Raw genomic sequence first — 17,400 nt, 5'->3', positions numbered from 1 at the left:
TCACTGACGGACGTTGGAATGTGCCATCGAGCGTGTCACGGTGCGCGCGCAGGCGTCATCGCCTGCGACGTGTGCCAGTGTGGCACAGGCGTCGATTCCTCCACCGGGAAAGGAGACGACGCTGGCGACGGACGGCGCCGCCATGCTGGCCGGCGCCCGTTCGCGCATCAATGCAAAAAGCCCCGCAACATGGGCCGCGGCATAGGACGAGCCCGACACGAGGTTCCAACGGCCGTCCGGCAGAGTGGTCGGCACATCGCGGCCGGGCGCGAGCAGTGCGCCGCGCAAGGCCGGCTCGCCGGTGTCGTCGGCGACGGCCACGACGCCCGCATGCGAGGCAGGAAAACCGCCGTCCGGCAGTTTCCGGTCGAGGGCGGCGATGACGCTGATGTGGCGCGACAGCGCCACCTCCAGCAACCCGTCCAGCAGCCGATCGGGCGGCCCGCTCAGGCTCAGGTTGATGACCGCGGCGTCGTGCGTGATCGCGAAGTGCAACGCCATCGCAAGGCTCAGGCTCGTGCACAGCGTGGCCTGCGTGCTTTCCTGCCAGCAGGCGCGCAGCGCGAGCAGCCGTGCATTCGGCGCCACGCCGACGATGCCGATGCCGTTGTCGGCGCGCGCGGCGATGACGCCGGCGACCGCGGTGCCGTGGTCCTCGGGAACGTCCCGGTGGTTGTCGACGAAGTTCTCCTTCAGCACGACCTGGCCGGCGAGGTCCGGGTGCCGCGCGTCGACGCTGCTGTCGACGACGGCGACGCGCACGTCGCGCCCGGTCGAGATCGCATGCAGATCCAGCAGGTGCCAGGCCTGCGCCGCCGGCTGCAGCGGGTACAGGGGATCGTCGTGGCCGCGAGCGCGGAACAGGTTCATCGGCTGGGCCCAGGCGACGCGCGGGTCGTGGGACAGGGCCTGGGCGACGTTCTCGGGCACTTGGTCGTCCGGCACCTGCATCACGAAGCAGTCCAGGCCCAGCAGCGGCATCGCCCAGTCGGTGACGAGCGTCAGCCCGTGTTCCTGAGCCAGCGCGGCGGCCATGCGGCGACGTGCGCCATGCGCCGGGCCGTCGCCGTAGCCGCCCGAATAGGCGTTCTCGGGCCGGTAATGCTCCGGCGGAAGGCGCAACAGCAGCAGCACCTGCTGGTTGGGCGCGGGCGCCGACACAGCCGCGGCTGCCACCGCCGCGGTTGGCTCATCCGGTGCGGCGAGCGCAAGCGGCTCCGCCACGCCGAAGGCGAGGGCCCAGGCTCCCAAAAGGAGGAGCCGCCTCATGGCGCTGCCCGGCCATCGAGCGATTCGACGAGCAGCACAGCGCGTTCGCTGCGCAGTCGTCTCACCGCCTCGGATTCGAAACCGGCCGGCACCGCCAGCAGGTAGGCATCGGTGGTGGTCGGCCCGTAGACGAGCCTGGCCGCGCTGTCGCGCAGCACGCGCCGCATGTCCTGCTCGGTGGCTTCGGGCCGGAATCTGACGATCAGATTGCCCCGTGTCCCGGCGCCGGAACCGCTCGGCGGTTCGCCGAGTGCCCGGAACCCGGGCTCGGGCGTCGGTGCGATGAGCAGCGCGCTGCCCAACGCCGCGACCACGGCGCACTGGCCCGCCAATGCCCAGCGTGTCCACGCGGGGGTTTCGCGCCAGTGCGCCTTCAGTCGCGCCAGGAGGCCGCGGCCCTGCGGCGGGGATGCCCGGGCAGCGATGCGCTCGCGCAACTGCGCGAATCCCTGGGCGGCATCACCGACGGTGCCCGGCGTCGATTGCGCATATGCGGCCTGCACCTCCCGCTCCCAGGCCAGCTCGGCCTGGCAACGCGGGCACTCGGCGATGTGCGCCTCGACGCGGGCGCGATCTTCGTCGTCGAGGCTCGCGCTGACGTACCAGGGCAGCAGGGCCTGCACCTTTTGATGCAGATCCGTGCCGAGTTGAACCACCCGTCCGGTCATGGGTTGACCTCCGTGCTGCGCACTGCGGTGCGAGCCCCCTTCGGAGCGGCCGGGCGGGGGCTCATTGGAGTACCTTCGCGCAGCAGCGCTTCGGTATTCGCCTTCGGAGCGGCCGGGCGGCTCACAGCCAATCCTCCAGCCGGCCCGCCAGCAGCGTCTTCAGTCTGCGCCTGGCGTGGAACATGCGCGTCTTCACCGTGTCGACGGGGCAGCCCACGATCTCGCTGATTTCTCGGCAGCTGATGCCGTGGAAGTAGGCCAGGTGGACGATCGCGCGCTGCTCGAACGAGAGGTGATCCATGGCCTGCGCCAGCACCTCGCGAATCTGCGCTTGGGCTGCGTGGTATTCGGGGCCCGACTCGGGCGGCGCGGGCTGATCGTCGTCGGGCTCGTCCGGCAACGGCTCGTCCAGGCGACTGAGGGCCTTCATGGCCTTGCGGTAGGCGATCGCGAAGATCCAGGTCGATACCTTGCTCTGGCCGTTGTAGCTCGCGGCGCGGTTCCAGACGACCAGCATCGTGTCGTTGAGCAGTTCCCCGACGAGTGCGGGGCGGCGCGTCAACCGGTCCAGGAAGCGTGTGAGTCGCGGGTGATAGGCGCGGTAGAGCTGCTCGAAGGACTGCAATTCGCCCTCCGCGGTCCGGTGCACGAGGCTCGCCTCGGCGCGATCGGCCACGGCCATTCCCTCGTCGTGCGGCCGAATGGCATCGAGGGGCCTGCTGGGCATGGAAGCCTCCTGGGAGGGAGCGTGCAGGGGACTGTACTCCTCGCGTCGAGGGAGGGCTTTCGGAGGTGTTCCTGGCGTCATTCGATGTCTCGATGTCTCGCACGGCGGGAACGGTTCATTCCCGCCAAAGGGGAAACGGTTCAATAGACTGGATGCTCGACGCAGAGGGAAGTACCCATGGGCCTCGTCTATCGAAACATGATTCCCGCCATGTGGATCGCCTGGGCTGCGTACTGGTGGGCGATGTCGCGCGACGTCAAGGCCACCGCGCGCCAGGAGCCGGTTGGCTCGCGGCTGTTGCATATCGTGCCGCTCGTGGTGGCCGTCGGCCTGGTATGGCATTCGAGTGCGCAGTGGCCGTGGCTCGGCCTGCGGATCTTGCCTCGCGCTGCGTGGACCTTCTGGATTGGAGCGGCGCTCACTCTGGCCGGCTTGATGTTCAGCGTTTGGGCGCGCCGGTATCTGGGGAGGAACTGGAGCGGCATCGTGACGGTCAAGCGGGATCACGAGCTGATCACCACGGGGCCGTACAGCGTCGTGCGCCATCCGATCTACACGGGCCTGCTGCTGGCCTTCGTCGGATCGGTCATCGCTCGCGGCGAGCTCGGAGGCGTTGTCGCCCTGGCACTGGCCACCGGGGCGCTGTGGCGAAAGCTGCGCATGGAGGAGCGCTGGATGCGCGAGCAGTTCGGCGAGGCGTATGTGGACTACAGCCGGCGCGTGGCGGCGCTGGTGCCGTTTGTGCTTTGAATTTCGGCGAGTTCGCTTCGGCCCTCCACCACGCCTGACAGCGAGTCGCCGCAGCTGCTGGTTCCGATTAGAGCGCGCACGCAGATCAGCCGCGACCACTGCCAAGGGCGCCCGTCAGCCCAGTGGCGTGCGAAGCGATGGCTTCAATGCGAGAACATGCTCCGATGCAGCCGTCGCAGCGACCACCAGACGGACCCCGCCACCACCGGGATCGCCAACGCCGCCGTCGATTCCGCCGACAGCGGCCAGCCCAGTTTCTGGCCGCCCTTGGCGAGGTAGCTCACCAGCCCCACGATGTAGTAGGTGATCGCCGCGACCGAGAGGCCTTCCACCGTGGCCTGCAGCTTCAGCTGGAGGTCCTGCCGCTGGTTGAGCGCCGCCAGCAGTGCCTGGCTGCTTTGCTGCTGCTCGATCTCCACGCGGGTGCGTAGCAGGCTGCTCACGCGAGAGATGCGCCTGGAGAGCGCGTCCTGCCGCCGCGTCGCCCACTCGCAAGTCTTACGCGCCGGGGACAGCCTCCGATCGATGAATTCGCCGATCGTCTGGAGTCCTTCGAGACGCACTTCACCGACCTGCGCGATGCGTTGATCGAGCAGTTCGAAATACGCGCTGCTTGCTGAGAAGCGCGAATGGGTCGCGGCGTACTGGCTCTCCACCTGGGCCGCCAGGCGCGTGAGGCGGTCCAGGAGCTGCGCTTCTTCCTGCCGCTCGGCGCTCTGGATGGCCAGGGCGAGCCCTGCGAGGTCGCTCTCCGCGCTCGCGAGGGCGATGCCCGTCTTTCGCGCGGTGGGCAGGCCCAGCATCGCGGCCATCCGGTAGGTCTCGATCTCCAGCAGTCGCTGCACCAGCCGTCCGAGCCGCCGGCTGGGCAGGTCGCCGGCGTAGAGCAGGAGGCGGGAGGAGCCGTTCGGATGGATCGCGAAGTCCGTGAACACCTGCGCCTGCTCGCCCGCCACGGCCGAGCCCACCAGCAGGTCCTCGTGCAGCAGGCGCTGCCGGAAGCGGTCGTCGCCGTTGCAGCGGGCCCCGGGAAGCACCCAGAGGTCGAGGCTGCTGATGCACTGGCCCGGCAGTCCGTCGAGCCATTCGCGGGGGGCGGCGTCCAGCGCGCTGGCGAGATCCGCCGCGGCGAGCTGGTCCTCCCGGATCCGCAGGGTGAACGTCCAGGTGACGAACTCGGTGTGCATTTCCCAGCGCAGCCGGAGCGCGCCCAGTTCGGTGCGCAGGTGCGTCACCTGTTCGTCGGGCGGCGGGACATGGTGGTCGCGCAGCAGCGAGGCGAGGTGCCGGCGGCTTTCTTCGCGCTGCGACGGGTCCGCCAGCATCACGAGATGCGCAATCGCCAGCGGCGGCGTCATGGCTTCGGGCGGCCGGGCGTGGACTTCGTTGTGAAGGGCGATGCGGTCCGGGTGTTGGGGCGTGTGCATGTCGCAAGTGTGGGTTTCAGCCAGGCGATTATTGCCAAGGCACCGTCGCTGCCGGATGACACTGCGGCGCGTTCGCCACGGATGCCGGCGCCGGGCTTGCACCCAGGGCGGTGCTCATGCAGGATGGCTGCTTCGAGGTCAGGAGGCATGCCCGTGAAGAAATCCCTCGCCGCCTTGGCGGCCCTGGTCGCTGCCGGTTCGGCTTCTGCGCAGTCCTCGGTCACGCTGTTCGGCGTCGTCGATGCGGCGGTGAGCTACTACCAGACCAACAGCAAGTACGTGAACACGGCGCTCAACGTGTTCAACCCGTCCAATCCCGCAGCGGCGCTGCCACGCCCGGACGTGCGCCAGAGCCAGTGGGTGCTCTCGTCCGGCAACTACACGGGCAGCCGGGTCGGCTTTCGCGGGACAGAGGACCTCGGAGGCGGCCTGGCCGCCAGTTTCTGGCTCGAAGCCGGCATTGCCAACGACACGGGCGCGAGCGTCACGCCGATCGGCCTGGCCTTCAACCGGCGTTCGACGGTCAGCCTGTCAGGTGCCTTCGGCGAGGTGCGGCTGGGCCGCGACTACACCCCCACCTTCTGGAACGACAACGTCTTCGACCCCTTCCAGACCGTCGGGGTCGGCGCCGTGGCGATCAGCATGCTGCTCGGCGGCGCAGGCAGCGCGGGCACGATCGGCAGCCAGATCGTCAACCCGAACTACGTGCGTGCCAGCAACAGCGTCAGCTACTGGCTGCCTCCGAACCTGGGCGGCTTCTACGGCCACGTGATGTACGCCCTTGGCGAGAACACCAAGTACGACCCCGGCAGCGTGACCCCGGATCTCCCGAACACCCAGCGCACCGGGCGCTACGCCGGGGGCCGCGTGGGCTACGCGAACGGTCCGGTCGACGTGGCCGCGGCCTACGGTTCGAGCGTGATCGGCGACAACTATTTCGCCGGGCTCACGAGATACCTCAACACCGGAAACGTCGGCGCCTCCTACGACTTCGGGCCGGCGAAGCTGTACGGCGAGTATTCGCACGTCGAACTGCAGAACGACCGCTCGGTTCCGCTGCTGTCCGGGCCGTCAGGCGACATCACGATCACCGGCTATCTGCTGGGCGTGACCGTGCCCATCGGCCCAGGGATGATCCGCGCTACGTACTCGCACCTTCAGGCGGACCTCAACAACGTCGCTCAGGTCCCGGTCTTCGGCGTGCCGGACCCCAAGGCCGACAAGCTGGCGCTGGGCTACGTGCACAACCTCTCCAAGCGCACCTTGCTCTACGCAACGGTGGCCTACACGAAGAACAAGAACGGCGCGGCCATTCCGCCGGCCCTGCCGCCCAACGGAAACGTCGGCTACATCAATCCCGGCATTGCAGAGCTGGTCAGTCCGGGCGCCGGCTATCGCGCCGACACCGCCTACGGCTACGACTTCGGCATTCGTCACGTGTTCTGATCACGCGCCCCCGAGCACCTGCTGCTGCGCGTGGCGTTCGAAGTAGGCGGCGAGAAGCGCCAGTTCGTGTTCGAACACCGGCATGCCGGCGACCACGCTCTTCCACTGGCCGGTGCGGCTGGCGCGCTCGATGTTTTCGCATGCGGATGCGAAGGCGAGCGCACCGACCATCTTCCCGGCGCCCGCCATGCGATGGGCGAACTGGGTGACCTGGGCGACGTCGTCGGCGGTCACGGCCTGCCTGAGCGCGGTCGAGTCGTCCTCGCAGGTTCGCCGGAAGGCGGCGATGACCTCGGCCATCATCGACGCATCGCCCGCGCATTTCGCGCCGAGGAGCGCCTCGTCGATCGGGCTGGAGGAGGGCGCGTCGCCGCGGCTCGCGTCGACCGATGCCGTGGGCATCGGGGCGGCGCCTGCGAGCGGAAGCCATCGATCGAGCTTCTCGCTGAGCTGCGCCAGCTCCACCGGCTTGACGAGGAAGTCGTCCATCCCGGCGGCGAGGCACGACTCCGCCTCGCCCTGCATCGCGTTCGCGGTGCACGCAACGATCGGCACGCGTGCGCGCCCGATCCCGGGCTCCAGCCTGCGGATGTTGCGCGCGAGGTCGTAGCCGTCCATGTGCGGCATGTGGCAGTCGGTGATGACGAGCCCGAAGCGGCCTGACTTCCACATCTCCAGCGCCTGCACGCCGTCGTCGGCGGTCTGGGCGGCATAGCCGAGCGCCCGCACCTGCCGCATGAGCAGCATGCGGTTGACCGGGTGGTCGTCGACGAGCAGCACGAGGGTGCCTTCCGTCTCGGCCTGCGCGGTGCTGGGCGCCATGCGGCGCGCGGCGGTGTCGACCGCATGCGCGCCCGTGGTCCCGTCGCCGCTGCCGGGCGGCTGCTCCGCGATGGGCAGCGACAGCTCCAGGATGAGCGTCGTGCCCCGGCCGTGCTCGCTTTCCAGGCGGATCGAGCCGCCCATCAACTGCGCCAGCTGCCGCGAGATGACCAGCCCCAGCCCGGTGCCGCTCGGCCGCCGCCGCGCCGCATCGCCTTCCGCCTGCGTGAAAGGCTGGAACAGCCGCTGCTGGTCTTCCGGCGAGATGCCGACGCCGGTGTCCTTGACCTCGAAGCGCAGGCGCTCCTGTCCGTCCGCACGTCCCAGCCATTGCACGCTGATGTCGATCCAGCCTTCGGTGGTGAACTTGATCGCGTTGCTGACGAAGTTGTTGAGGATCTGCCGCAGGCGCACCGGATCGACCCGGAGCGCCGGACTGATGCGCGCGTCCACCATTCGCCGCACGATCAGTCCCTTGCTGCTGGCGTTGCCGAGATAGATGCTGTGCACCTCCTCGATCAGGCGCTTGATCGAGACGACCTCGGGGCGCACCTCCAGCTTGCCGGCCTCCATCTTCGAGAAGTCGAGGATGTCGTCGATGACCCGCAAGAGCGAGCGGCTCGATTCGCGCACCAAGCCGAGCGTCTCGCGCTGCTCGGCGTCGAGCTCGGTCAGGCTCAGGAGCTCCAGCATGCCCAGCATGCCGTTCATGGGCGTGCGGATCTCGTGGCTCATGGTCGCCAGGAAGGTGCCCTTGGCGCGGTTGGCGGCTTCCACCTCTTCGCTTCGCTGCGCCAGCGCGGCGTTGAGCCGCTCGATCTCGCGCTCCTTGCGCTTCTTTTCCGTCACGTCCTCCGACAGGGTCAGCACGTAGCGCGCGCGGCCGGTCTCGTCGAGGATCGGGAGCTTCTTCGCATGGAGCACGCGCACGCTGCCGTCGCGCGCATGCAGGGGCTCCGCGGGAATGTCCACTTCGCGGCCCAGCGCGATGGCTTCCCTGTCCTTGGCGGCGAAGAAGTCGGCCTCTTCCTTGGAGACCACGAAGTCGTGGACGGTCTTCCCCACGACCTCCTCTTCGCGGCGCCCGTTCAATTCCTCGAAGCTGCGGTTGACGCGCACGATCGTCAGGTCGTCGGCGTTCTTGACAATGATGTGATAGGGGATGTGATAGAGCACCGAGTTCAGGAACGCATTGGCGGTTTCGAGTTCGGCGGTGCGCTGGTGCACGCGCGCCTCCAGGTCGGCGTTCAGGGCGCGCAATTCCTCTTCGGCCTGCCGCAGCGCCTTGCGCTGCTGCCTTTCGGTGAACGCCCGCCGCATCGAGAAACCCAGACGACGCAGGCGGTCCTTGAGCACATAGTCCGTCGCGCCGGCCTTCATGCAGTCCAGCGCCTCCTCCTCGGTCAGGAGGTGCGCGGTGATCATGATGAGCGGCATCTCCGGATGCTGCTGACGCACCCGGTGCATCAGGTCGACGCCGCCCGCCTCGTTGTCGATCAGCGCCAGGTCGAAGGGTTGCTGCTGCAGTGCGGCGGCGAAGTCTTCGCGGTTGCGGACCCACACGATCTCGAAGGTCACGTCCTCGCCCCGCAGTCCATTGCGGATGCGTTCCGCATCGGCCGGGTCGTCCTCCAGATGCAGTACGCGAACGGCGGTGGTCATTGGGTAATCTCCGCGCAGCAGCGCTTCGGTATTCGCCTTCGGAGCGGCCGGGCGGCTCATGCGGGCCCACCCTGTTCGCTGCGCAGCGATTCGACGACGTCCTTGAACTCTTCGCGATTGCGTTCGCTCAGCGCGGACAGCGCCTCGTGCGCGCGCAGGATCCGCTCCTGCGGGGCGGCGTGGTCGCTCGCCGTACCCAACGGGTGCATCTCGGGCGCGGCGGGCAGGTCATCGCGGATCGCGTCGAGCACCTGCTGCATGCTCAGCTCCTCGAAAAGCCCGCGCACCGCAGGTGCCACGCCCGCGAGCGACACGCCGCCGCGGGCGACCAGCTCGTGCACCGTGCCCAGACAGGTGCTGTCCAGGTACTCGCACCCGGAGAGGTCCAGCACCAGGCGGCGGCCGCCATCGAGCACGGTCAGCGCGGTTTCGTGGAAGGCATCGCAATGCATCCATGTCGCGCGACCGCGCAGCCCCACGTAGGCGGCATGGTCCGTCTCGCCGTAGAAGACGACTTCATCCCCGGCCCGCAGGGCGCCACGCGCGTCGCTTGCAGGGGTCTCGGCGCCGTTGTCGAACCAGGAGGCGCCCGCGTGCGCATCGATGAGCAGGATGGTCACGTCGTCCCGGTCGGCGTCTGCCGGCGCCTGGCGGTGAAGATCCGTCATCACTTCCTGCGCACTGGCGAGCGGCCTCTCGAGCACCTGTTGCAGCAGGTCCAGTTCGCGCTCCGAGCCCGAGGGCAGGAGCCCGTCGGTGTAGAGAAGAATGCGGTCCCCCGCCAGGAGCTGCATCCGCTCCTCGCCGAATTGCGCATCCTGCGCGAGCCCGAGCGCCGGGCCCGTGCGGCGGATCAGGCGCGTGGGCCGGCCCTCGCGAGCGTGCAGCACCGGCGGGTGGCCGGCCGATGCCAGCGTGAGGCTGGACTCCCCCGTGTCCAGCAGGCCGAAGACGGCGGTCAGGAACAGGCCCGGTGCGGCATGCGCCTCGCAGATCGAGCGATTGACCGCGGCCAGCACCTCGGCCGGCGGCAGCGCGATGCCTGTCGCGGGGTCCACCAGCACCAGCCGCTGCTTGAAGAGCACCGAGAGCATCGCCGAGGTCACCCCGTGCCCGGTGGCATCGGCCAGGTAGAAGGCCAGATGCCGCTCACCCAGGCGCACCACGTCGTAGAGGTCGCCGCCGACGTGCTGCCCCGGCCGGTAGACCGCCTGGATGCAATAACCCTCCATTGGCGGCGGGCTGCGAGGCAGCAGGGCGCGCTGGATCACCTCCGCCCGTTCGAGGTCGCGGCGCAGCACCTCGGAGGTCTCCTCGAGCTGTCGGACCTTGCGTTGCAGTTCGCCATGCAGGCGCTCGCGTTCGGCCAGCAGGTGGCGCCGCTCCAGCGCGTTGCGCACTGCAACGGCCATCTCTTCCGAATGGGGCGACTTCGGCAGGAAGTCGAAGGCGCCCAGCCGGATCGCGGTCACTGCCGAGTCGAAGGTTTCAAGGCCTGACAGCACGATCCACATGGCGTCCGGCACCGCCTCGCGCCCCCAGCGCAGCAGTTCCAGGCCGTCCATGCGGGGCATCATGATGTCCGTCAGCACCAGCGCGACATCCGGGCGCTCGCGCAGGATCTTCTGCGCGGCGATGCCGTCGGGGGCATCGAGAACCGGTGCGCAGCCGAGCTTCTCCAGTGCCCGCTTCACCATCAGGCGGGTCACCGGCTCGTCGTCGACGACCAGTGCGACGGGAGGGGCAGGGTCGGGGTTCATCGCATCCGCCAGCCGCATGCGGCCGTGCTGGGAGGAATTCTCCGGGCCGGCGGGTCCGATGGCAAGTCGCTGGCGGCCGCGACGCGCTCAGCGCTGGGTCGCGTGCTCTTTCATCTTCGCGAGCGTCACTGCCAGCGCCGCGCCGCCGATCATCTTGATGAGCCCGGCGTGCTGCGCGTAGAACTGGCTCACCTCGTCGACGATGCCCGGATGCGCCTGCTCGGCGTGCGCCGCGATCTCGGTGACCTGCCCGGGCGTCAGCTGCGAGGCCTGGTCCGGCGTCAACTGGGTCTGTCCCGGCGCGAGGACGCGGCCCAGGGCGCCGCCCGCCGCCGCCGACACCGCGGCCGGGCCCAGCGTGGCGAGGATCTGGTTCAGCATGCCCGCCTGCTGCGATGACGAGGAGACGTTGAACAGCTTTCCGACGAGGTCGCCGAAAGGCGGGGTCTGGTCGGAGCGCATCGCGGCGGCGAGACCTGCGCCGAGCTGGTCGGTCGATGCGTTCTGCACGACCTGGTCGAAGTGAGCTTCCGGATTTCCGCCAACTGCCTGCTGCAGCAAATCGAGCAATCCCATGATGGTTCTCCAGTGGTCGATGAGCGAAGGAATTTCACTCGGACCCGAGCTTCCGGCGCCTTCCTGACTTCCGGCGGACCATATTGAAGACGCCTCCGGTCCTTCCGCAACAAGCCCCTTCGCACTCGGTAGTATCGTGATCCGCCAAGGCAAGGAGTCTCCCCGTGATCATCAAGACGCAACAGGACGTGACGACCGCGGTGCTGAACGAACTGGCGCGCAGCGACGACCCGCGGTTCAAGGACATCATGACCGCGGCGGTGCAGCACCTGCACGGCTTCGTGCGCGATGCCAGGCTGACCGAGGCCGAATTCCATCAGGCCTGTGGCCTCATCGCCCAGCTCGGGCAGTTGACCACCGCATCGCACAACGAAGTGGTCCTCGCCGCCGGATCGCTGGGTGTATCGGCGCTGGTCTGCCTGCTCAACAACGGCGACCACGGCCAGACGGAGACGACTGCGAACCTCATGGGCCCCTTCTGGCGCATGCATTCGCCGGCGACGGCGAACGGGGAGTCGATCGTCCGCTCGCCCACGCCGGGCGCGCCGATCTTCGTCAACGCCTGGGTGCGCGACAACGCAGGCCGCCCGGTGGAAGGCGCCGAGGTCGATGTGTGGCATACCTCGGCGGAGGGCTTCTACGAGAACCAGGACCCGGCGCAGGCCGACATGAACCTGCGCGGCAAGCTCACCACCGATGCGCGCGGCCACATCGCGTTCAGGAGCGTGAAGCCCGCGGGCTACCCGATCCCCTTGAGCGGCCCGGTCGGGGCGCTGCTGCGCGCGCAAGGCCGCCATAACATGCGGCCGGCCCACATCCATTTCATGATCTACAAGCCGGGCTTCAAGACACAGTTCTCGCAGGTCTATTCGAGCGACGACCCGCGGCTCGACACCGATGTGCAGTTCGGCGTGACGCAAGCCTTGATCGGCCAGTACGTGCTGCACACCGACGAGCCGGCGCCGGACGCCGATGTCGGCGGCCCGTGGTATTCGCTCGACCATCACTTCGTCATCGAACCGGGCGAGGCCCGGCTGCCGAACCCACCCATCACCGGCAAGGCCAGCGGCGAGCGCCCCACGTTGCAGGTGCTGGAGCGCAGGGCCTGAGGCCGCCGCCGCCGGCTTGAAACCGGATAGCCTTGGCGCATGCACGAGATCACCATCACCTTCGACCGGGTCTTCGACATCGTTCGCGGAGCGCGGCGAGGCCGCGTGCCATCGACGGTGTTCGGTTTTCAGGCCAAAGAGGTCGAGGTGCGCGGCGTCGCGGTTGCCGGATCGCCGCGGATCGAGGCCGGCATGACGATCACCGCGGTGCTCGAACGCCCCGGCGATTGGCAGAGCCTGATCGGATGGGTGAATCACGAGACGGGTGAAATCGCCTGCAGGCCTGCCGGGTCGAATCTCGGCGGTATCGGAGCCGTGGTGCTGGGGGGTCTCTGGGCCTATCACCTGGTGGGCACGAATCACCCCCTCGTTGCCGCCCTGGTGGTGGTCGTTTCCCTTCTCGGTTTCCTGGGCGGCATCACGGCGACGCGGAAGGTCGTCGGGGCCAGGAAGCTTCTGGAGGCGACCCGCGCGTCGCTCGCGTCTCGCCATACGGGCGTCGATGCCTGAGGGCGCCTCAGAGCCGATCGCCCGGCGGCAATTCGCGCCGCACGAGGTAGATGCCGCTCGCGATGATGAGCGCCGCGCCGGCGAGCGTCCATGCATCCGGCACCGTGCGCCAGAAGGTCCAGTCGATCGACCCGCCACGATGGCGAGTCCCTGCACGGCCCGAGCACGACGCCCCGCCGTGTGCATCGACGAGGGCCCCGGCGCCATCCCTGCGCGGCGGCCACGGGCGAACGGGATCGAAGGAAGATCAGGTGGAATCCGGGGGTCCGCAGATCACGGCTTCTCAGGCGGGCTTTGTGTCGCGTGCTCCTTCATCTTGGCGAGCGTCACCGCCAAGGCTGCACCGCCGATCAGCTTGATGAGCCCCGCGTGTTGCGCATAGAACCGGCTCACCTCGTCGACCACGCCTGGATGCGCCTGCTCCGCGTGCGAGGCGATGCTGGTGACCTGCCCGGGCGTCAGTTGTGATGCCTGGTCCGGAGTCAACTGTGTCTGACCGGGGGAGAGGAGATGCCCCAGGACGCCCTCCGCCGCTGACAGTGCCGCCGGTCCCAGCGAAGCAAGTATCTGGTTCACCAAGCCTGCCTTCTGCGCCGAAGAAGATACGTTGAAGAGCTTTCCGACAATGTCGCCGAAAGGCGGCGTCTGGTCGGAGCGCATCGCAGCAGCGAGTCCTGCTCCGAGCTCATCGGGCGATGCCTTCTGCACCACCTGATCGAAGTGGGCCTCCGGATTTCCGGCGACCGCCTGGTGTAGCAAGTCGAGCAGTCCCATGGTGTTTCTCCTTGGCTGAAAAGATCATTCCGGCGCAAGCCCCCGGCTCAGCGCCGACGGCGCGGTTTCATCTGGGGACTCGTCATCCAGCCACCCGTCCAGAAGTCGACGACTTGTCTTTCGAACTCTGCCTGCATCGCTGCGGTCTGGCGCTGCATCTCCGCGGCCATCACGCCGCGTGTCGCCGCCATCACCTGATTCGCGGCGGTGAGCCACATGCTCATGAATGGATTGCTTGTCGTCCAGGGATTAGACATTTGATTTTTCCTTGAGAGGGAAGGCCTCCTGAGCCGCTCACGTCTGCGGTTCGAGCGGCAGAGGCCGCTGGCGTACTCGATTCAGGCAACTGCGCCAATTCCCATGGCTACGAGCACGAAGAAGATGATCGTGACGATCAGAAAGATGAAGAAGAAGAACTTGGCGATGCCGGCAGCGCCGGCGCTGATGCCGGTGAAACCGAAGACTCCGGCAACCAGGGAAATGATCGCGAAGATGATGGCCCATCTGAGCATTTGGTTTCTCCGTGTTGGACATCGTGCGATTCTTTGGAGTCCTCGAAACGCGCAAGTAGGGTCGAGCCTTCAAAGCAGGTAAGCGACGACGCACACAGGGACCGCCGGCTCTTCGCGCTCAGCGCATGCTCCATCCGAGCAGCAGGCCTGCCGCCGCGACCGCAGGCACCCATTTCCACGGCTTGAGCAGCACCATCGCGACACCCGCGCCGGCGCCGAACGCGACGAACCGCCAAGGATGCTTGCGTGCGAGATCCTCCATGAGAGGCTTTGCGAGCTCGACGGCGTCATGGGCCGGATGATGAGTCCACCATCTGCCGACCACGGGGCGAGCGAGCGAAAGCGCCGTCTCCCGTTCCGGCCGCAACGTGGGGAGTCGTTCCATCCTTGCCACGCCCGAGGGCTCATCGACCTTTCTGTAGCCCATCAGCGACAGCAGCGCCGCTCTCGACCGCGCCAACTCGGCGCGCGCCATCTCGGGGCCCTCGTTGTCGGTCATCCCGTTCTCCTTTCATGCTGCGAAGTACGGCCGGATCGGCCTCGCCAGTCACCTCACGCCGCGACCGCCTCGCCGCGCTTCGATGCGCGACAAACGCAAGTCCCGACAACCGTGCACATGGGAGACGCAGGCTCCGTCCGAGCACGCGGATGAGACGTAGGAGGGAAGCGCGAGCGTCTGCCGGAACGCCTGCGCGCGGGTCAAGCACCTTAGGGTTTCGGAGCATGGGGTCCATGTCAAATGACATACGTCGTGCCCCTGCGGGGCCATAAGAATGGCGCCCTGAGGGCAGGATGCGCTTTGTAGATCATGAGACCGGACAGGAAGATTCAACTGAACGATGCGCAGTGGAACCGACTTCAGGCGCTGGCAGGGCGATCGGGCGAGTCGACTCCGGAGGAAGCAAAAGGCATATCACGTCGCCTGCTCTCCAATGGGCTTGTGGCGGTCGATCGACATGGATGCGTCTATCTCACCGAACAAGGTGCCCGACGGTTGAGCCAGGGTCGATAGGATCGTATGCGTCTGCTTCCCAGCGGCCCGCTCGCGTACCCCGCCATCGGTATGCGGTGGTTTCGGCCATCGCGCAGCTTCGCGCCGCGCGACGCCCGTGAACATCGCTCCCACTGACCTCCGCTGACCTCCCCGACCTCGGCGAAGAAATACTCATTCCATGCACGATCCTGCCTTGCTCGGCCTGGCTGCAAGTTCAGCAACACTTGGAATCCTGGCGGTCTGGAAGGCGCGCGCCGTGCGTTGGCTTGCAATTGCGCTGTTCGGCGTCAGTGCAACCTGGCTGGTCATTTCAGAATCGAGCCCTCTGAATTCTCCGGACCATCGTCGCAACGAGATCACGGTCGCGCCAGTGCCTTTGCGCCCGGGCGGATAGCGGGCGAGGCGGCCCTCGCAAGTCGTTTCCGCTGGGCGGAAATCCGGGCTTGCCGCGATGCGCGTGTTTCCACAATTTGCGTCGAACAACGCATCTGGAGAAACACACATGAAACTGGCAAGCCTCAAGGAAGGCGGCCGCGATGGCACCCTGGTCGTGGTCAGCCGCGATCTCTCGCGCGGCGTGCGGGTCCCGCAGATCGCCGCCACGCTGCAACAGGCCATCGAAGACTGGGACCGCGCCGCGCCCGCGCTGGCCGAGGTGTACGCCGCGCTGACCCGGGGCGACGAGCCGCGGTCCTTCGCGATCGATCCGCAGCAGCTCGCAAGCCCGCTGCCGCGCGCATTCCAGTTCCTCGACGGCTCGGTGTACCTGCATCACATGGAGAAGGCACGCAAGGCGCGCGGCGCGGACATGCCGCCGAACTACAAGACCGACCCGCTGATGTACCAGGGTCTGTCGGACCGCTTCATCGGTCCGCGCGATCCGATGGTCGTTCCCGACGAGTCACTGGGCCTGGACTACGAGGCCGAGCTCGCGGTGGTGGTGGGCGATGTGCCGATGGGCACGTCCGCCGCGCAGGCCTCGGGCCACATCAAGCTGCTGATGCTGCTCAACGACTTCACGCTGCGCACGATCACGCGCACCGAGCTGCCCAAGGGCTTCGGCTTCATGCAGGCCAAGCCGACGAGCTCGTTCTCGCCGGTGGCCGTGACGCCGGAGGAACTCGGCGCGGCCTGGGATGGCGAGAAGCTCGACCTGCCGATCCTCTCGTCGATCAACGGCCAGCCGATGGGCCGCGCCAACACAGCGCGCGACATGTTCTTCACCTACCGGGCGCTCATCGCGCATGCGGCACGCACGCGCAGCCTGAGCGCGGGCACGATCATCGGCGCGGGCGCGGTGTCGAACCTCGATCCGGAGACCGGCTACGCCTGCCTTGCCGAAAAACGCGCGGACGAGGAACTCGCCGCCGGCCGTGCGACGACGCCATGGCTGCGCTTTGGCGATCGCGTGCGCATCGAGATGCTCGACGCCGGGGGCGCGTCGATCTTCGGCGCGATCGACAACGCCGTCGCGAAGGCCTGAGGAGGACGCCATGCTGTGCAAGAAACTCCACCATGCCGCGTACCGCTGCCGCGACGCGCGCGAGACGACCACCTTCTACACCGAGGTGCTGGGCCTGAAGTTCTCCCATGCGATGGGCGAGGACCATGTGCCCTCCACCGGCAAGTACAGCCCGCACGTGCACATCTTTTTCGAGATGGAGGACGGCAGCAACATCGCCTTCTTCGAATGCCCGCGCGATCCGGGCAACGTCAAGGACATGGAATCGCCCGACTGGATCCAGCACTTCGCCTTCGAGGTCGAGGACATGGACACGCTGGTCAAGGCCAAGGCCGACCTGGAGGCGAAGGGGCTCAAGGTGGTCGGGCCGACCAACCATGACGACTTCATCAGCTCGATCTACTTCTTCGATCCCTCGGGCCATCGGCTGGAGCTGACCACCCGCACCTGCCGCGACGCGAAGCGCCTGCAGTCCTTCGTCGACGAGGCGCCGCAGGTCCTCGCGCTGTGGGAGAAGACGCACGACTGGTCGCAGCGCCACACGCTCTTCGGCGGCAGCACCGGCTACGAGCGGCAAGGCGGCTGAGCCGCGGCTCGCATCGAGAGAGAGAGAGAGAGAGAAGGGCGATCCGCGGTTCGCCCCATCAAAAGAACAGGAGACACAAATGATCAGAGCCTTGCTGCAGGCGGCCTTCGCCGCCTGCATCGCGACAGGCGCCGCCGCCGCGCCGGACCAGCCCATCACCCTGCTGCAAGGCTTCGCGCCGGGTGGCAATGCCGACACCATCGCGCGCCTCGTCGCGCAGGGCCTGTCGCGCGAGCTCGGCCAGCCGGTCATCGTCGATGCGAAGACGGGCGCCGGCGGCAACATCGCGAGCGCCGCCGCAGCCCGCGCGAGGCCCGATGGCAACACGCTCATCCTCATGACGGGC

General features: G+C 67.8%; 19 protein-coding genes. 8 read left to right on the top strand and 11 right to left on the bottom strand.

What is annotated here, in order from left to right:
* The 3 genes from WKW77_RS16920 to WKW77_RS16910 form a co-directional block, all read right to left on the bottom strand.
* A complete protein-coding gene (locus WKW77_RS16920) occupies nucleotides 1-1,269 on the bottom strand; it encodes a S8 family peptidase (protein WP_340358027.1) in 1,269 nt (422 codons plus the stop codon).
* Nucleotides 1,266-1,937, bottom strand: a complete 672-nt coding sequence (locus WKW77_RS16915) for a zf-HC2 domain-containing protein (protein WP_340358026.1) — start codon at nucleotides 1,935-1,937, stop codon at nucleotides 1,266-1,268. The genes WKW77_RS16920 and WKW77_RS16915 overlap by 4 nt, the downstream gene beginning before the upstream one ends.
* A 121-nt stretch (nucleotides 1,938-2,058) precedes the next feature.
* The gene (locus tag WKW77_RS16910) at nucleotides 2,059-2,664 is read right to left on the bottom strand and encodes an RNA polymerase sigma factor (protein WP_340358025.1); all 606 of its coding nucleotides are present in this window, start codon (nucleotides 2,662-2,664) and stop codon (nucleotides 2,059-2,061) included.
* A gap of 177 nt (nucleotides 2,665-2,841) precedes the next feature.
* On the opposite strand from WKW77_RS16910, the gene WKW77_RS16905 reads away from it, so the two are divergent.
* Nucleotides 2,842-3,414 (top strand): methyltransferase family protein, encoded by a 573-nt coding sequence (locus WKW77_RS16905; RefSeq protein ID WP_340358024.1) that lies wholly within the window; start codon nucleotides 2,842-2,844, stop codon nucleotides 3,412-3,414.
* 143 nt (nucleotides 3,415-3,557) lie between these two features.
* Here WKW77_RS16905 and WKW77_RS16900 read toward each other — a convergent pair whose 3' ends face one another.
* Nucleotides 3,558-4,841 (bottom strand): DUF3422 family protein, encoded by a 1,284-nt coding sequence (locus tag WKW77_RS16900; protein WP_340358023.1) that lies wholly within the window; start codon nucleotides 4,839-4,841, stop codon nucleotides 3,558-3,560.
* A gap of 153 nt (nucleotides 4,842-4,994) precedes the next feature.
* On the opposite strand from WKW77_RS16900, the gene WKW77_RS16895 reads away from it, so the two are divergent.
* Nucleotides 4,995-6,287: a porin gene (locus WKW77_RS16895; protein WP_340358022.1), complete on the top strand. Its 1,293-nt coding sequence runs from the start codon at nucleotides 4,995-4,997 to the stop codon at nucleotides 6,285-6,287.
* Here WKW77_RS16895 and WKW77_RS16890 read toward each other — a convergent pair whose 3' ends face one another.
* From WKW77_RS16890 to WKW77_RS16880, 3 genes are all read right to left on the bottom strand, one after another.
* On the bottom strand, nucleotides 6,288-8,831 hold the full coding sequence (locus tag WKW77_RS16890; protein ID WP_340358021.1) for a response regulator: 2,544 nt from the start codon (nucleotides 8,829-8,831) through the stop codon (nucleotides 6,288-6,290).
* Entirely contained in the window at nucleotides 8,828-10,531 is a 1,704-nt protein-coding gene (locus WKW77_RS16885) for a SpoIIE family protein phosphatase (protein WP_340358020.1), read from the bottom strand. Before WKW77_RS16885 ends, WKW77_RS16890 begins: the two co-directional genes overlap by 4 nt.
* A gap of 87 nt (nucleotides 10,532-10,618) precedes the next feature.
* Entirely contained in the window at nucleotides 10,619-11,107 is a 489-nt protein-coding gene (locus tag WKW77_RS16880) for a hypothetical protein (protein ID WP_340358019.1), read from the bottom strand.
* A 164-nt stretch (nucleotides 11,108-11,271) separates the two neighbouring features.
* On the opposite strand from WKW77_RS16880, the gene WKW77_RS16875 reads away from it, so the two are divergent.
* Complete coding sequence (locus tag WKW77_RS16875; protein WP_340358018.1) at nucleotides 11,272-12,216, top strand: dioxygenase family protein; 945 nt, start codon at nucleotides 11,272-11,274, stop codon at nucleotides 12,214-12,216.
* Nucleotides 12,217-12,255: 39 nt separating this feature from the next.
* On the top strand, nucleotides 12,256-12,726 hold the full coding sequence (locus WKW77_RS16870; protein ID WP_340358017.1) for a hypothetical protein: 471 nt from the start codon (nucleotides 12,256-12,258) through the stop codon (nucleotides 12,724-12,726).
* 273 nt (nucleotides 12,727-12,999) lie between these two features.
* Here the strand turns inward: WKW77_RS16870 and WKW77_RS16865 are convergent, their stop codons facing one another.
* The 4 genes from WKW77_RS16865 to WKW77_RS16850 all read right to left on the bottom strand — a co-directional run bounded on the left by WKW77_RS16865 (nucleotide 13,000) and on the right by WKW77_RS16850 (nucleotide 14,511).
* Complete coding sequence (locus WKW77_RS16865; RefSeq protein WP_340358016.1) at nucleotides 13,000-13,500, bottom strand: hypothetical protein; 501 nt, start codon at nucleotides 13,498-13,500, stop codon at nucleotides 13,000-13,002.
* Between the two features lie 47 nt (nucleotides 13,501-13,547).
* Nucleotides 13,548-13,724: a hypothetical protein gene (locus WKW77_RS16860; protein WP_340358015.1), complete on the bottom strand. Its 177-nt coding sequence runs from the start codon at nucleotides 13,722-13,724 to the stop codon at nucleotides 13,548-13,550.
* A 114-nt stretch (nucleotides 13,725-13,838) separates the two neighbouring features.
* A complete protein-coding gene (locus tag WKW77_RS16855; RefSeq protein WP_340358014.1) occupies nucleotides 13,839-14,012 on the bottom strand; it encodes a DUF1328 domain-containing protein in 174 nt (57 codons plus the stop codon).
* 118 nt (nucleotides 14,013-14,130) lie between these two features.
* Entirely contained in the window at nucleotides 14,131-14,511 is a 381-nt protein-coding gene (locus WKW77_RS16850; protein ID WP_340358013.1) for a hypothetical protein, read from the bottom strand.
* Between the two features lie 673 nt (nucleotides 14,512-15,184).
* On the opposite strand from WKW77_RS16850, the gene WKW77_RS16845 reads away from it, so the two are divergent.
* The 4 genes from WKW77_RS16845 to WKW77_RS16830 form a co-directional block, all read left to right on the top strand.
* Nucleotides 15,185-15,400, top strand: coding sequence for a hypothetical protein (locus tag WKW77_RS16845; RefSeq protein WP_340358012.1), 216 nt, complete (start codon nucleotides 15,185-15,187; stop codon nucleotides 15,398-15,400).
* A gap of 108 nt (nucleotides 15,401-15,508) precedes the next feature.
* Nucleotides 15,509-16,489: a fumarylacetoacetate hydrolase family protein gene (locus WKW77_RS16840; protein WP_340358011.1), complete on the top strand. Its 981-nt coding sequence runs from the start codon at nucleotides 15,509-15,511 to the stop codon at nucleotides 16,487-16,489.
* A gap of 10 nt (nucleotides 16,490-16,499) precedes the next feature.
* Nucleotides 16,500-17,054 carry a VOC family protein gene (locus tag WKW77_RS16835; protein WP_340358010.1) on the top strand — a complete coding sequence of 185 codons (555 nt, stop codon included), beginning with the start codon at nucleotides 16,500-16,502 and terminating at the stop codon, nucleotides 17,052-17,054.
* Between the two features lie 79 nt (nucleotides 17,055-17,133).
* Nucleotides 17,134-17,400 (top strand): tripartite tricarboxylate transporter substrate-binding protein (locus WKW77_RS16830; RefSeq protein WP_340358009.1); only part of this gene is annotated, 267 nt, incomplete at its 3' end.

This window comes from Variovorax ureilyticus (assembly GCF_037889935.1).
GTDB lineage: Bacteria > Pseudomonadota > Gammaproteobacteria > Burkholderiales > Burkholderiaceae_C > Variovorax > Variovorax ureilyticus.
The sequence above is the reverse complement of the archived record's forward strand: the minus strand, read 5'-3'. Positions and strand labels throughout refer to the sequence as shown.